This window comes from Providencia sp. 6390, from assembly GCF_058148425.1.
Genome location: NZ_JBYVYL010000002.1, coordinates 231334 through 247920 on the forward strand (window position 1 = coordinate 231334; position 16587 = coordinate 247920).

General features: G+C 42.7%; 12 protein-coding genes. 6 read left to right on the plus strand and 6 right to left on the minus strand.

Features of this window, described 5'->3' with window-relative positions; all coding sequences use genetic code 11:
- Position 1 precedes the first annotated feature (1 nt).
- The 3 genes from lolA to lrp form a co-directional block, all read right to left on the minus strand.
- Complete coding sequence (lolA, locus tag AC3Z9T_RS06260) at positions 2–622, minus strand: outer membrane lipoprotein periplasmic chaperone LolA (RefSeq protein ID WP_490125349.1); 621 nt, start codon at positions 620–622, stop codon at positions 2–4.
- A gap of 46 nt (positions 623–668) precedes the next feature.
- Entirely contained in the window at positions 669–4358 is a 3690-nt protein-coding gene (locus AC3Z9T_RS06265) for a DNA translocase FtsK 4TM domain-containing protein (protein WP_490125350.1), read from the minus strand.
- Between the two features lie 458 nt (positions 4359–4816).
- Positions 4817–5311, minus strand: coding sequence for a leucine-responsive transcriptional regulator Lrp (lrp, locus tag AC3Z9T_RS06270; RefSeq protein ID WP_004918089.1), 495 nt, complete (start codon positions 5309–5311; stop codon positions 4817–4819).
- Positions 5312–5855: 544 nt separating this feature from the next.
- Between lrp and trxB the strand changes: the two genes are divergently transcribed.
- The 5 genes from trxB to infA all read left to right on the plus strand — a co-directional run bounded on the left by trxB (position 5856) and on the right by infA (position 12013).
- Positions 5856–6818: a thioredoxin-disulfide reductase gene (trxB, locus tag AC3Z9T_RS06275; protein WP_490125351.1), complete on the plus strand. Its 963-nt coding sequence runs from the start codon at positions 5856–5858 to the stop codon at positions 6816–6818.
- Positions 6819–7432: 614 nt separating this feature from the next.
- Positions 7433–9199 (plus strand): heme ABC transporter permease/ATP-binding protein CydD, encoded by a 1767-nt coding sequence (gene cydD, locus AC3Z9T_RS06280; RefSeq protein ID WP_490125352.1) that lies wholly within the window; start codon positions 7433–7435, stop codon positions 9197–9199.
- A 2-nt stretch (positions 9200–9201) separates the two neighbouring features.
- On the plus strand, positions 9202–10944 hold the full coding sequence (gene cydC, locus AC3Z9T_RS06285; RefSeq protein WP_490125353.1) for a heme ABC transporter ATP-binding protein/permease CydC: 1743 nt from the start codon (positions 9202–9204) through the stop codon (positions 10942–10944).
- 8 nt (positions 10945–10952) lie between these two features.
- On the plus strand, positions 10953–11654 hold the full coding sequence (gene aat, locus AC3Z9T_RS06290) for a leucyl/phenylalanyl-tRNA--protein transferase (RefSeq protein WP_490125354.1): 702 nt from the start codon (positions 10953–10955) through the stop codon (positions 11652–11654).
- 140 nt (positions 11655–11794) lie between these two features.
- Positions 11795–12013, plus strand: coding sequence for a translation initiation factor IF-1 (gene infA, locus AC3Z9T_RS06295; protein WP_490125355.1), 219 nt, complete (start codon positions 11795–11797; stop codon positions 12011–12013).
- A 75-nt stretch (positions 12014–12088) separates the two neighbouring features.
- On the opposite strand, the gene clpA is transcribed toward infA, so the two are convergent.
- The gene (clpA, locus tag AC3Z9T_RS06300) at positions 12089–14374 is read right to left on the minus strand and encodes an ATP-dependent Clp protease ATP-binding subunit ClpA (protein WP_490125356.1); all 2286 of its coding nucleotides are present in this window, start codon (positions 14372–14374) and stop codon (positions 12089–12091) included.
- A gap of 31 nt (positions 14375–14405) precedes the next feature.
- Complete coding sequence (clpS, locus tag AC3Z9T_RS06305) at positions 14406–14726, minus strand: ATP-dependent Clp protease adapter ClpS (RefSeq protein ID WP_490125357.1); 321 nt, start codon at positions 14724–14726, stop codon at positions 14406–14408.
- Positions 14727–15110: 384 nt separating this feature from the next.
- Between clpS and cspD the strand changes: the two genes are divergently transcribed.
- Positions 15111–15362 carry a cold shock-like protein CspD gene (gene cspD / locus AC3Z9T_RS06310; protein ID WP_490125358.1) on the plus strand — a complete coding sequence of 84 codons (252 nt, stop codon included), beginning with the start codon at positions 15111–15113 and terminating at the stop codon, positions 15360–15362.
- 226 nt (positions 15363–15588) lie between these two features.
- Here the strand turns inward: cspD and AC3Z9T_RS06315 are convergent, their stop codons facing one another.
- Entirely contained in the window at positions 15589–16527 is a 939-nt protein-coding gene (locus AC3Z9T_RS06315) for a DUF1177 domain-containing protein (protein ID WP_490125359.1), read from the minus strand.
- Positions 16528–16587 lie beyond the last annotated feature (60 nt).

Sequence of the window (16587 nt, forward strand, 5' to 3'; positions counted from 1 at the left end):
CTTATTTACCACCAGAGCGTTGGTCATCTAATGTGACGCCTTTCGGTACCGTAAAAGTAAATTTACTTTTATCAACGTTACCATTTTTTTGTTCTTTCAGCTGATAAGCACTGGTTTGCCCATCTTGCTCAACCGCCGCAAATTTTTCAATCGTTCCTTCTGGAGAAACAGTAATTGAGAAACGTTTTAACGTGCCGTTGGTCAGCTTAGGTTTCAAATCAAATGTATTGCCCTGTTGAATGATTGAGTATTGTTTCCAATCTAACGGGTTGTTGCGAGTAATCAGTAAAAATGGTGTATCTTGTGTTGCATCCGCCAGCTTAGTGACGGTAACTTGTTCAACAAAAGGATTATAAAACCATAAGTTTTTACCATCTGAAACCAATACACTTTCATCAGGTGATGTCATATTCCAATTAAATAAATTAGGGCGTTGCAGCCAAAGTTCACCGACCCCTTCCTGTATTAAATCACCTTCAGGACTGGTTACTTTTTGGGAAAAGCTAGCGTGGAAGCTATTGACCTTATTCAGGCGTTCCTGAAGGTCTTGGCTAGCATCAGCTAGTACTGAGCCGATATGTAAACTCAAGGCTAAAGCACCCAATAACATCATTTTTTTCATCGAACAAAGACCTTTTGTTGATACCTAAATAGGCATTATGCCTTTACTAGTAATCAGCTTGCCGTGGAGAAAGCACCTCACGGTTACCATTATGCCCCGGCTCACTGACAATACCTTGTGCTTCCATTTGCTCAACAATACGAGCAGCTCGGTTATAACCAATTCTGAATTGGCGCTGAACCCCTGAAATTGATACGCGTTGTTTATCAACCACAAACTCTACCGCTTGGTCGAATAATGGATCCAGCTCTTCATCAGCACCATCATACCCGCCGCCTTCACTTTCTTCACTGCATTTCGTAATGCTATCGATATACTGAGGACGACCACGCGCTTTCCAATCATTCACGACGGCATGTACTTCTTGGTCTCGCACAAATGCACCGTGAACGCGCACTGGAATTGATGAGTTAGGTGGCAGATACAGCATATCCCCCATACCTAACAATGACTCTGCACCACCTTGATCAAGAATAGTGCGTGAGTCAATTTTGCTTGAAACCGTAAATGCAATTCGAGTTGGGATGTTAGCTTTAATTAAACCAGTAATAATATCAACAGATGGGCGTTGAGTGGCTAAAACAAGGTGAATACCCGCAGCACGCGCTTTTTGCGCCAGTCGAGCAATCAACTCTTCAACTTTTTTACCTGCTGTCATCATCAGATCAGCAAACTCATCAACCATCACCACAATATATGGCTCTTTTTTCAGCATTGGATGTTCCATTTCCATGCTGTCACTTGGTTTCCAATGCGGATCAGGTATTGGGCGCCCCATTTCTTCGGCAGCTTTAATTTTATCGTTATAACCTGCGAGGTTACGCACACCAAGCGCTGACATCAATTTATAGCGACGCTCCATTTCATTGACACACCAACGCAATGCATTGGCGGCATCTTTCATATCCGTCACAACTTCAGTGAGCAAATGTGGGATCCCTTCATAAATTGAAAGCTCCAACATTTTCGGGTCGATCATGATAAAACGCACATCTTCAGGCTTCGATTTATACAAAATGCTCAGGATCATCGCATTGACCCCAACCGATTTACCTGAACCGGTGGTCCCTGCGACTAATAAGTGAGGCATTTTAGCCAAATCGGCAATAACAGGGTCACCTTCGATATCTTTACCTAATACCATCGTCAATGGTGATGAATTGTGCCTAAATTGCTCACAATCTAATACTTCTCTTAAATAAACGGTTTGACGTTTTTCATTAGGTAACTCAAGCCCCACATAAGGCTTACCTGGGATCACCTCGACCACCCTCACCGCCGTAGTAGAAAGTGAGCGCGCCAGATCTCGAGATAAAGTGGAAATACGAGCCGCTTTTACCCCCGGTGCTAAATCAAGTTCAAAGCGCGTGATAACTGGCCCCGGAGAGAAGCCAACCACTTCAGCTTTGACACGATAATCATTTAAGCGAGCCTCAATCAACCGAGCGGTCTGCTCTAGTTTAAACATATCGACAGGCTCCTCTTGTGAGGGAGGGCTAGCCAATAGGTCTAATGATGGCATCGGTGTTGTTGGTTTTGGCAAAGGCTGATCATTACGCACCAAGAATGGATGGAACAAACTGTCCTGCTGCGGTTGTTGTACTTGTTGCGGCTGTTGCGGCTGTTGCGGCTGTTGCGGCTGTTGCGGCTGTTGCGGCTGTTGCGGCTGTTGCGGCTGTTGCGGCTGTTGCGGCTGTTGCGGCTGTTGCGGCTGTTGCGGCTGTTGCGGCGCGAAAGTGTGACCTTGGTGACTTGGAATATCCAGTACTGACGTCACATTTCTACTTAAATTTTCCCCTTGGAAATGACTTGGTGAACTCGTTGTTGCAGTTGTACTAAATGATGGCATAAACAATGGATCGGTTGGCTCATCATTTACCAAATCATCAACAGGTGAAAAACTATCTAAAACAGAAATATGTTCACTGAAATCAAACTTTGGCTCAGTTCGATAATCGGCTTCTTCGTATTCATTCGGCGCTGAAAAATCATTTTCAACATGCCTAAACTGATGCGTTTGAGGTTCGACTTGTTCAGTTGGTGACACGGCAGAAGGCCAACGATGTTCAATCTCAGGTTGTGTATAGTGAGGAACAACAGGCTCAATTTCCTCAGGTTGCGTCTGAACCTGCACACTCGGTGAAAAAGTCGGTTCAACGAGATCATTATTTGAATCCTCATCTGAACCATAACGCTCACGTTGTTGCTGCAAGAACTGCTCTCTTAGCATATTTTCTTGTTCAACATCATCATCTTGTGTTTGATGAGTGCTTTCATCAGTCGCAGACCACTGCTGATAAACTTGCTCGCGTTGTTCTGCTTCTTCTTTGCGACGTTGCAACTCAGCGTCACGTTGAGATGGGATACGAATGCCATACAACTCCCTACGCGTTGGCAAACGCACAGGGTTTGGGCGAGGTAATTCAGGCTCAAGGTTTTGCTTCACTTGTGCATGGCGTTCAAGCGCAGCGACTGAAATACCAGCCGCCGCTAATGCAGCTGGATCCGCCACCCTATCAGCGACCGATTGGCCACTTGCCTGTACCACTGCATCGCTAACAGAAGACGTTGGCATTGATGACATCGTTGCCGCAGTACTTTGACGACTTGTTGGCGCCGATGGTGCTTGGTTTGGATTATCCCAACGCGTTGTTTCGATACGGGTATTATTAACTGGATGATTTGCACTGTCGTTGACAATATCATTTTCGGTTGGCTGATAACCATAATCGTCTGCTTGAGCTGCCGGTTGCTCAGATTCAACATTTTTAAATTGAAAATCTCTATCATATAAAACAGGCTGATAATCATCAGGTACTTCAAAATGATAAGATTCTTGTGACTCAGATGCAGTGAATGATGGTAGCTCTTCTTCTGGTTCAGCGACACTTGCTTGGGCGACTGGCACTGTTGGAGAGATAGTTTCAACAGGCACAGTTTCAACAGAAGGCTCATCAGCCACCACTTCTGTGGTAGCCAACTCACTAATTGTTGGCGCAGAAAATAACACATCATCGCTATCAACCTGCATGTCATCTAGCGCTTGACGCTCAGCCTCTTGGGCGCGTTGTAGCGCACCTTCTGTCTCTTCAACATCATAATCATCATTATCGTCACCGCGTGCGCGATTAGTGGCTAATGTCAGTGGGATCAATACTGCTGCACCAATTTTCTCTGCGATGGTGAGCCATGACCAGCCAGTAAATAAAGTGAAACTAATTGCCCATAAAAACAATAATGCCAATGTTGCGCCTAAGGAATTAAACCATGGCATGATGGCATTACTGAACACGCTACCAATCACCCCTCCCGAAGAGAAGTTTGGTAAATCATCAAAGTTAAGTGCCGCCAGCCCACATGATGACAAAATCAGCGCTAAGCCGCCTATCAGCCGCAGTGAGAGCGAAAAGAAATCGATATAGCGACGCTGGCTTTCATAATGGTAAATCGCCCAACAGCCTAATAACAGTAGAATAGGAATGGCAAACGCTAATATCCCAAATGCAGAAAAGAGGATGTCTGCACTCCATGAGCCAACACTGCCCCCTAAGTTTTTCACGGGTGCATTCCATGTAGTTTGCGACCAACTCGGATCAGAAGGGCTAAAACTCACCAACGCAACCATTAAGAAAATGGCGCTTAAGCAAATAGCGAGCAAAATGACCTCAAGTAGCCGTCTTCCACTACTGAGTTTTTTAAACCGGATGTGTTTGTCTTCTGTATATTCTTGGCTCATTACTGTTTCTTTACTTTCTGAACGATGGTGTCACCAATATCGAGATGAATTAACAAAAATTCGCAATGCTGATAAGCGGAATAGTGAAAGCCATTCTAGCACCAATCACCTAGTTATGCGTGACTTGTTGCCACTATGGCAAATTAAACGACTATAGACACTGCAAGATGCAGTATTTCATCTTACAGTTGAGGATTCAATTTCTATTTAACGTTAAAAATCTTAATTATTTATACCTTTAATATCAATAGATTGAAATCAAAAATTAGGTTTATTTAGGATATATTCAGAAAAAATCATACCGACTTGCTACTGTCTTGTAGAAACTCGGCCTAAGAAAGTGACAGTAAAGCGGAGGTTTGCCCCTAAAACGGAACAACGCTGAGTAAACTCAGCGTTGAAACTGCAGTGCGACAACAAAAGCTTATGTTGTGCAGAAATGAGACTATCGAAGGCTGTTAGCGTGTTTTGATAACCAGACGGTTACTTTGCTTAACTTCTTCCATAACTACATATGTACGAGTATCGTTTACACCTGGCAGACGCAGCAGAGTCTCTCCAAGTAATTTACGGTAAGCGGACATATCTGGCACACGCGTTTTCAACAGATAATCAAAATCACCAGAAACAAGGTGACACTCTTGAATTTCTTCCAGTTTTTGAACTGCAGTATTGAACTGTTCAAACACATCTGGTGCACCACGGTTTAAGGTAATTTCAACGAAAACCAGTAATGATGCATCTAAGTAATGAGGGTTCAGTAATGCGGTATAGCCAGAAATAAACCCTTGTCTTTCCAGACGACGAACACGCTCCAAACATGGCGTTGGTGATAAACCAACACGTTTAGATAATTCTACGTTCGAAATACGTCCATCTTTCTGAAGTTCGTTAAGTATATTCCTATCAATACGGTCGAGGTCTTTTCCTGGACGCTTTTTATTGTCAATCATCTCTTTATCTCTCTTTCTCTAGTTGTTATTTTCCACACCTATAAAACAGCACCATCCTCGCTCATACTTTATTTATTTAGGTATTCGTGTTCAGGAGCAAATTTTATGCGCAATGCTGAAATCGACGTGAACAGAAAACCTGCCCACAATGATTACCTGTTTGTTAAGTTATAAGTGTTGTAAAGTTAACTTTCCGGCAAGAACAAAAATGCACCGTTTACATTGGCCTGCTAGATAATTAACTCTTACATAGATGTTTTCGCAAATGCACAGCCGATTGTCAAAGCAAATGAATAAAAATCAGTACAAGATTTCGCTTTTTTTTCTATTCAAACGTTTCGCCGGCAGGTTTCAAGAATATTCCTAAAAATATTACCGTGTGATACGGACATACTTGCCATGGTAAATTTTCACTTTAATGACTATCATCTATCGCAAAAATAGGCCAACCATAATCGAGTTAGCAGTTAAATCCCTTTTTTTAACTAGCCAATTCTCCTACAATCCCATTATTGCTATTTTTTGGATTAAAAACGAGGTATTCATGAGCACAGCCACACATCGCAAGTTAATCATTTTGGGTTCAGGGCCAGCAGGATACACAGCAGCTGTCTATGCTGCACGTGCAAATTTGAGTCCAGCGCTGATTACTGGGGTGGAAAAAGGTGGTCAGTTAACAACAACCACTGAAGTTGAAAACTGGCCGGGTGATCCTGAAGGCCTAACAGGTCCTGGCTTAATGGATCGTATGTACGAACATGCGACTAAATTCCAAACTGAAATCATTTCAGACCACATTAATAAAGTTGACCTTCAGCAACGCCCTTTCCGCTTGTTTGGCGATGAAACTGAATATACTTGTGATGCCTTAATTATCGCAACAGGTGCTTCTGCGCGTTATATCGGTTTGCCATCAGAAGAAGCGTTTAAAGGACGTGGTGTTTCTGCTTGTGCCACTTGTGATGGTTTTTTCTACCGTAATCAAAAAGTTGTTGTCGTTGGTGGTGGTAATACTGCCGTTGAAGAAGCGCTGTATTTATCGAACATCGCATCAGAAGTGCACTTAATTCACCGCCGTGATAGCTTCCGTGCAGAAAAAATCTTAGTTGATCGCTTAATGGATAAAGTGAAAAACGGCAATATCACTCTGCACACTGATCGGACGCTGGATGAAGTTCTGGGTGATGAGATGGGCGTAACGGGTGTACGTTTACGCAGTACTAAAACAGATGAAACTGAAGAACTACAAGTTATGGGAGCATTTATTGCTATCGGCCACAGCCCAAATACAGGCATCTTTGAAGGCCAGCTCGATCTTGAGAATGGTTATATTACTGTTCAGTCAGGAACGCATGGTAATGCAACGCAAACCTCTGTTCCTGGTGTATTTGCGGCCGGTGATGTTATGGATCATATATACCGCCAAGCGATTACCTCTGCGGGTACCGGTTGTATGGCTGCCCTAGATGCAGAACGCTATCTTGATGGCTTAACTGATAATAAATAGTTTTTATTAGTAAACTTCTTTCATAGGGCACCGCAAATGGCGGTGCCTTATTTTATTGACGAAACGGGATAAAAGTGTGGTTTTCCCCGTTCCGTATTATAAGTCACCTTATCTCTCCACCCGCATTGGGCGAAGGTTTACGGCGAATTTTGCTGACAAACTGAACAATAAAAATTTAGAATAATTTCATGATAAATGTATTGCCATGCTGATTACTTGTTGATTGACAGGCTGCCAATATAAAATATGACGGCGTCAAAATTAACTTTAAAACGATTAAAAACATATATATAAGAGAAACTTCAATAACCAAATAAATATTGAAAAATAAATGACATTCATTTAAATAACACACATTACATTTGGCATTTATAAATTAGATAAAATAATTTAAAAAAAATAGAATAACGATTCTTTTGTAGAAACGAGTTATCTCACAACCATATTTTTACCTTTAAAAAACAATTCACTAACAACCCACTGTACTAATTTAATAACAGGCTTTTATTATGTAACAAATGATAAAGAAGCTGCTATACTCGTCGTTCTTCAAGTTACCGTACGTTTAGCGCACGGTACATTCTCAATAAAACTACACCTGCACACTAATCATTATGGATAAAACAAGACAGACTGAATTGGTACGTTGGTTGAAACAGCATAGTACGTCAGCAAAACGCTGGTTACGCATTTCTATGCTATTAGGCGTTGTGAGTGGCTTACTGATTATCGCGCAAGCTTGGTTCTTGGCGGTGATACTACAAGCACTGATTATGGAACATATTCCTCGAGAACAATTGATCACCTCATTTATCTTACTATTGGTCGTGTTTGCGCTACGTGCGCTCGTGACTGTGATTAGAGAACAGGTCGGTTTTCGCTGCGGTCAGGTTGTACGCCAAGAAGTGCGTACACTGGTATTAGATAAGCTGCAAGACTTAGGACCAGTGTGGGTGAAAGGAAAGCCAGCGGGTAGCTGGGCTACCATTGTCCTTGAGCAAATTGAAGATATGCAAGAGTACTATTCACGCTATCTTCCACAAATGTACCTTGCAGGTATCATTCCTATTATGATCTTAATTGCCATCTTCCCATTTAACTGGGCAGCGGCGTTGATCTTATTTGCAACAGCTCCCCTTATCCCAATTTTTATGGCTTTAGTCGGGCTCGGTGCCGCTGATGCTAACCGCCGCAACTTTGTCGCCTTAGGTCGCCTTAGCGGTAGCTTTTTAGATAGACTACGTGGGCTAGATACTTTGCGTTTATTCTTTCGTGAAAAAGCAGAAGTCGCGCAAATTCGTGAATCTACCGAAGACTTCCGCTCTAGAACCATGGAAGTGCTGCGTATGGCATTCCTTTCTTCTGGCGTTTTAGAATTCTTTGCATCGATTTCCATTGCGATTGTGGCGGTCTATTTTGGTTTTTCCTATCTTGGTGAATTAAGTTTTGGTAGTTATGGCTTACCCGTCACCTTGTTTGCTGGTTTTCTCGCTTTAATTTTATCCCCTGAATTTTTCCAGCCATTACGCGATTTAGGCACCTATTATCATGCCAAAGCACAAGCCGTTGGCGCAGCAGAAAGCTTAGTGACTTTGCTAGAAAGTGATGGTGAGAAAAAAACTAAAATGGGTGATAAAGCACCACAGGATAGCCCTATCCATATTCAAGCCGAAGGATTAGAAATTTTTTCTCATGATGGCCAACGATTAGTTGGACCTCTCGATTTTACCATCGAACCTCAACAACGTATTGCGTTGGTTGGGCAAAGTGGCGCAGGTAAAAGCTCCTTACTTAATTTATTACTTGGTTTTTTACCCTATCAAGGTTCGATTAAGATTAACGGTGATGAACTCAACCAACTTTGTAGTGAGAAATGGCGTGAACTCATTGGCTGGGTTGGTCAAAACCCGCATTTACCTGAGCAAACATTGGTTGAAAACATCTGTTTAGGTAAACCCGAAGCTACAGCAGCAGAAATAACACAGGCTATTGATGATGCCTATGTCTCTGAATTTTTACCTATGCTACCCGATGGATTGAATACTCGTTTAGGTGATTACGCAGCGAGGCTTTCTGTTGGACAAGCACAGCGAGTAGCTGTCGCGCGGACGCTGTTAAAGCCATCACGCATTTTACTCCTTGATGAACCCGCAGCCAGTCTTGATGCTCATAGTGAGCAGCGTGTCATGCACACACTAAATAAGCTAGCCCAGCAACAAACAACGATTATGGTGACACATTTACTGGAAGAAACCGTGGATTATGATCAAATTTGGGTCATGTCCAATGGGCAAATAATACAGCGTGGTAATTATACAGAATTGAGCCAATCTGAAGGGCCATTCGCCCGCTTATTGGCTCACCGTAGTGAGGAGCTTTGATAATGCGAGTTCTATTACCCTTTTTAGCCCTTTATCGCCGCCATTGGTTTTTGATCTTATTAGGAATGATCTTAGCCATTGTCACCTTACTCGCCAGTATTGGCTTATTGACCTTATCAGGCTGGTTCTTAGCAGGTGCAGCAATCGCAGGTTTCCCAGGGTTGTATTATTTTAACTATATGCTACCCGCCGCAGGGGTACGTGGAGCCGCAATTTTCCGTACTGCTGGCCGCTATGCGGAGCGTTTAGTTAGCCACGATGCCACATTTCGGGTGCTGGCTCACTTGCGTGTATTCGCATTTAGTAAAATATTGCCGCTATCCCCCGGAGGGATCAGCCGTTTCCGCCAAGGCGAAATTCTTAACCGCCTTGTTGCCGATGTTGAGACGTTAGATCACCTATACTTACGTGTTTTATCACCGATTTTTGCAGCATTTGTGGTCATTTTCGTTCTCATTTTTGGATTAAGCTTTCTTGATCCTCGCTTAGCGTGGACACTTGGCTGTGTCATGCTATTCCTCCTGTTCACATTGCCTTTTGTGTTTTATCGTGCAGGTAAACCTATTGGTCAAGAACTCACGGTATTACGTGCCCATTACCGTACAGTACTCACTTCTGCGCTACAAGGGCAGGCAGAGCTGACCTTATTTGGTGCCCTCCCTCGTTTTCGTCAAGCGCTATCAAATATTGAAGAACAATGGCAAGTCCGCCAGCAACAGCAAGCTAACCTAACAGGGCTGTCTCAAGCGATCATTTTATTTGCATCCGGTTTCACTGCAACATTGCTTTTATGGATGGCAGCGGATCATGTTGGTGGTAATACCAACCCCGGCGCGCTTATTGCCTTATTTGTTTTTTGTGCCTTAGCAGCCTTCGAAACACTTGGCCCTGTCGCCGTCGCATTCCAACATATGGGGCAAGTCATTGCTTCCGCAGAACGCGTATCACAATTAATCGACGCCAAACCTGAGGTAACTTTCCCAACCGAGGGGCTCTCGCTGACTCAATTAGATAGCCTTGTGCTAGATAATATTTCGTTTACCTACCCTGAACAGCCATTCGCTGTTTTAAATCAGGTTTCACTGACATTACAACAAGGCCAGCACCTTGCATTATTGGGAAAAACAGGTTGTGGTAAGTCTACGTTATTACAGCTACTCACTCGAGCATGGGATGTTAACAGTGGTTCAATCAAACTGAATGGACGTAATATCAGCGACTACAATGAACAAGCACTGCGCTCTATCATGTCTGTTGTGCCTCAACGAGTGCATGTGTTTAGTGATACATTGCGCAATAACCTGTTGCTAGCCAATGATAAAGCCACAGATAAACAGCTCAATGAAATTCTAGAGCAAGTAGGTCTTAGTAATCTGCTGGAAAATGAACAGAAGCTAAACGCATGGATGGGTGAAGGTGGTAGACAGCTATCAGGTGGAGAGCAACGTCGTTTAGGGATTGCCAGAGCCTTATTGCATGATGCACCATTAATTTTAATGGATGAGCCAACTGAAGGTCTTGATGCACAAACTGAGCAGCAGATCCTCACCTTACTCAAAGAAAAATGTGTCAATAAAACGTTAGTTGTGATCACTCATCGTATGCAAGGCTTAGAGCATATGGATATGATTTGTGTGATGGATAATGGTGAAATTGTTGAGCAAGGCTCGCATCAAGCGCTTTTAGACTCAAAAGGCCGCTATTTTCAATTTCGCCAGCGTCATTTGCAACAACAGGCTGTTTGAGGCTCATCATGTATCAGTTGGATGATGATTCCATATTGTTCCCGCCAGTCCACGAGGCAATGCGGGAGCCTAACGGCTTATTAGCTATTGGCGGTGATTTATCGCCTGAACGCCTTAATGCGGCCTATTACGATGGTATTTTCCCATGGTTCAACCCCGGTGAGATGCCATTATGGTGGTCACCGGATCCTCGAGCCGTTTTAATGGTCGGTGAATTACATATTAGCCGTACCATGAAAAAACTATTGAAAAAGCAAAAATATCGCGTCACCATTAACCACGCATTTAAGGATGTGATAGAAGCTTGTTCAATACGGCAAGAAGGCACATGGATTTTGCCTGAAGTTCGCGCAGGGTATCAAGCATTACATCAACAAGGCATCGCGCATTCTGTAGAAGCTTGGTATGGTGAAGAGCTGGTTGGCGGCCTATATGGCGTGAACATGGGGCACCTATTTTGTGGTGAATCGATGTTCAGTAGAATGGATGATGCATCTAAAGTTGCTTTTATTACATTCTATTTTCATTTTTTGCGCTATAATGGGCAGCTTTTTGATTGTCAGGTACTTAACCACCACACCGCCTCATTAGGCGCAAAAGAAATATCCCGTCGGGACTTTTTACATATTCTTTATCGGTGGCGTAACAAAGCGATTGACCCCGCCTGCTGGTTACCGCAATCGATTGAAATGCCACCATTATTCACGTGATGAATTTTGGTTTTTAGTTATTTTATGCACTTACTGCTCAAGAAAAATCGCTTTAAAATGCGACATTTCTTTACTTAGTGAGGGTTTTTGGGCATTATCTTGCCCGTTAAAAACCATGGTTATTAGACTTAGAGGATTAGATGGCCAAAGAAGATAATATTGAAATGCAGGGCACTGTAATTGATACCCTGCCAAACACAATGTTTAAAGTTGAACTGGAAAACGGTCACACGGTGATTGCTCATATTTCTGGTAAAATGCGTAAAAACTATATCCGCATCCTGACAGGCGACAAGGTAACTGTAGAGTTAACCCCATACGACCTAGAGAAAGGCCGTATTGTTTTCCGTAGCCGCTGATTCTATTACTTCAGGTAGGGCCTGATATAGCCACAGGTGGTGTGAATTTTTCACAACACACCTGTGGTCTATTGATCAGAATACTGCATCCTCCGGGGAGGCCTTGTGCACGCTACTGAAGCTATATGTCAGTGTGTTACTTTTTTCATCAAGCCCGATACTGACCGAGCCGCCATTCGTTAACGAGCCAAACAGTAACTCATTTGCGAGTGGTTTTTTCAAGTTATCTTGAATGACGCGGGCCATAGGTCGGGCTCCCATCGCCTTATCATAACCTTTTTCGCATAACCAACGACGTGCCGCTTGGCTCACTTCAATTGAAACTCCTTTCTCATCTAATTGAGCTTGTAACTCAACGATAAACTTATCTACCACTTGAGTGATGATTTCAACCGATAACGAATTGAACCAAATAATGCCATCAAGACGGTTACGAAACTCAGGTGAGAACGTTTTCTTAATTTCAGACATTGCATCCGTGCTGTTATCTTGATCGGCGAAACCAATCGAGCGACGCTGTGTCTCTTGCACGCCTGCGTTGGTGGTCATCACCAAGATCACATTACGAAAATCAGCCTTACGGCCATTATTGTCTGTCAGAGTACCATGATCCATCACTTGCAGCAGGATGTTAAACACATCTGGGTGTGCCTTCTCAATTTCATCAAGTAGCACTACAGAATGTGGATGTTTAATTACCGCATCCGTCAGTAAACCGCCTTGATCAAAACCAACATAGCCAGGAGGTGCACCAATCAAACGACTTACTGTATGGCGCTCCATGTATTCAGACATATCAAACCGTAACAACTTAATATCAAGTGCTTTAGATAGCTGAACGGTGACCTCAGTTTTACCAACCCCTGTCGGGCCAGCAAATAAGAACGAGCCAACGGGTTTATGTTCTTGCCCCAGACCGGCACGACTCATTTTGATCGCTTCAGTTAATGCAGCAATAGCATTATCTTGCCCGAATACTAACATTTTCAAGCGTGCATCGAGTGTTTTCAGACGATCTTTATCACTAGACGAGACCGTTTTTTCAGGGATCCGAGCAATACGAGCAACCACTGATTCAATTTCAGGAACACCAATAGTTTTCTTACGTTTGCTTGGCGCAACCAAACGAGTTCTAGCGCCTGCTTCATCAATCACATCAATCGCTTTATCCGGTAAATGCCTATCGGTAATGTATTTAACCGATAAATCTACAGCGGCCTGAATCGCCTTCGCTGTATAGCGTACATCATGGTGTGACTCGTATTTCGGTTTCAAACCATTAATGATGCGAACCGTTTCCTCCGCAGTTGGCTCTACGATATCAATTTTTTGGAAGCGGCGAGCAAGTGCTCGGTCTTTCTCAAAAATATTACTGAATTCTTGATAAGTGGTTGAGCCAATCACGCGAATACGACCACCTGATAGTAATGGCTTAATTAAGTTCGCCGCATCAACTTGGCCACCAGAAGCGGCACCAGCACCGATAATAGTATGGATTTCATCAATAAACAGGATACTTTTGCTGTCTTTTTCCAGCATTTTTAACAATGATTTAAAACGTTTTTCAAAATCACCACGATATTTTGTCCCTGCCAGCAATGAACCAATATCTAATGAATAGATAGTGCAGCCTTTCATCACTTCAGGAACATCGTCTTGCTCAATGCGCCATGCCAAGCCTTCTGCAATAGCGGTTTTGCCGACCCCCGACTCGCCGACTAATAATGGATTATTTTTACGGCGACGACATAACACTTGAATGGTTCTTTCTAATTCAGCCTGACGCCCAACCAGTGGGTCAATTTTCCCTTGTTTAGCCTGCTGGTTAAGGTTGGTGGTAAAATTATCCATATGGTCATCAGAAACAGGCTGTTCTTCATTACTAGCCTGATTACTAGACGCATCTTGCTCTGGTGGAGAGTTATCTTCACCTTTAATGGTGCCATGAGAAATAAAGTTCACCACATCTAAGCGGCTAACATCGTGTTTGCGCAATAAATAAGCCGCTTGAGACTCTTGTTCACTGAATATCGCGATCAACACGTTCGCCCCATTCACTTCACTGCGGCCTGATGATTGCACATGGAAGACGGCGCGCTGTAAAACCCGTTGAAAACTCAACGTTGGCTGGGTATCACGGTTATCATTTTCTGGCAGTAAGGGTGTGGTTTGCGCAATAAAGTGCTCAAGCTCTTGCCGAAGAACAACAAGATCAACTTTACAAGCATCTAATGCCTCACGAGCAGACGTATTACTCAATAACGCTAGCAATAGGTGCTCCACGGTCATAAATTCATGTCGATTGTCTTTCGCTTTTGCAAATGCGACGTTTAGACTAAGCTCCAGTTCTTGATTGAGCATAAGCACCTCCCAAAATTGATATTAAGCCAATTCACACTTTTTCTATCGTGCAAAGCAGAGGATATTCATGTTCGCGTGCGTAGGTATTAACCTGTGCTGCTTTTGTTTCAGCAACCTCTGCTGTAAAAATACCGCAAACACCCTTCCCCTGAAAATGGACATCTAACATTATCTGTGTAGCGCGTTCTTCATCAAAAGAAAAGTATTTTTGTAACACTTCAACAACAAAATCCATTGGAGTGTAATCATCATTATTTAATAGAACTTTATACATTGAAGGGGGCTGTAAAACTTGCTCCACTTCATCCTTAAAAATGACGTCTGTTTTAAATGTACCAAAAAAATCGCTCATTACTTGTCGTGCTCAGAGTTAAAGTTCAATTAAGCATAGCCTTTATTATCAATGATTTCTATTAATCACGATAACACTAAAACAAGGCGGGAATCATTTAGCTTATCAATTATTGATCCACCATCTTGACAGTGTAACACGCAATTTAAAATAACCGATATGCCCAATATTCTGTGATCTCCTTCAAAGTTTGCAAAAGAGAGAGCGTTAACCATATCAAATTTTTATCACTTCGCCATAAATCCGTAAACTGATCTCTTGACGTCCTAGGTCAATTCACTACAGTATGATTTGCAGACAGTCAATATGGGTAATTATACTTAGTCGATGCGTAGCATTTACGCATTTATGTCAAACACAACTTGTAAATACGAAGGACGATGTATGGAGACAGGTACAGTTAAATGGTTCAACAATGCCAAAGGCTTTGGTTTCATCTGCCCAGAAAATGGGGGTGAAGATATCTTTGCTCATTACTCCTGTATACAAATGGATGGGTACAGGACACTTAAGGCTGGTCAGAGGGTCAATTTTAGCATTAATATTGGCCCTAAAGGGAACCATGCCAATCTCATCATTCCGATTGAAAGTAGTACGGTAAATAATACAAGTGCAGAGATTGTATCTCAAGAATAACTCAGTTTAATATACTCTAAATAATTCGAAGTATAGGCAGGCGACACGTGAAGATAGACAAGAAGCATAGATGGCTATGTGACTCGACGAACGCAGTGTAGTCTCACTTATACCTTAACGATAATTTGAAGTATAACGAATATAGAGCACAGCTAATTACTTTTCATTTTAATGATCATACATTTGTATGGCTGGGTAGTTAGCTGTGTCTATTTTTTAAATCATCTTAATGCTTATGGCCATGAGTTTGCAAAAATGAAACATCGCCATAAAGAGATCTCAGCAATGCAAATTGCTCCTCATCATAGAATTGGCAATTACCATGACCAAACTCTTTCGCGACTTCAATCATGAATTTCACTGATGCGGCAATATCAATCTCATGGCTTGCCCCTGTTGAGCAACCCGGTACAACTGTTTGAGCGCAAATAGCCACGCCAACAACAGGTGCTTGGGTCGATACCGCAGGTTGCATAATACTATTAATATGATGTAGCCCATTCCCATAAGGCGTAATATCTTGCACTGCAAGTGGGAAAGTTACCGCATATTGCCCGCTACTCCATTCCATTAAACGAATTAAGTCTTCTGAAACAGGTAAAATATAACCTTCTTTTACCGTCGGCGATAATGCGTAGCCTTTGTGGTTAATGAGTCGATTTCCTTTTGTTGTATCAACCGACAAAATAGCGTCAGCATCAGGGATCGCTTCATATTTATTCATGCTTTCATCACTAAGTGGCGAATCCATAAAATCAACCGGTGAGTGAGGACGTGTTGGGGCTGTTGGGCAAATATGGGTAGTGATAACCACATCTCCTAATAAAATATCCCCTTTTTCTCGCATAGTTGCTAGTTTCAATGCTGTTGCAATTGCAGCAATCGCACCATCGGCATCTGAAACAACACCGATACGAGAAGGTCTCGCACCAATTCCACCTAAACGGCCAATAATACCGAGTGTCGGCGCATTTTTGCCTTGTCGTTTTCCTTGAGAGCCTGGAATGACGATACGAACAAAATCACTTTGGCCCTTTTTATCTTGTACTGTGATTGAAGATGCTTCAATTGCTGTGAAACTCTTAAACAAGGCAACGATATCATCCCCACTAACAGCGGCGCTATCGATCAACTCGTAAGCACACAGGGTCTGTTTTAAACTCATATTTTTCCCTTGGTTTTACTACTTTCAGAACAATACCTGCCATCACCCTAATAAAAGAGT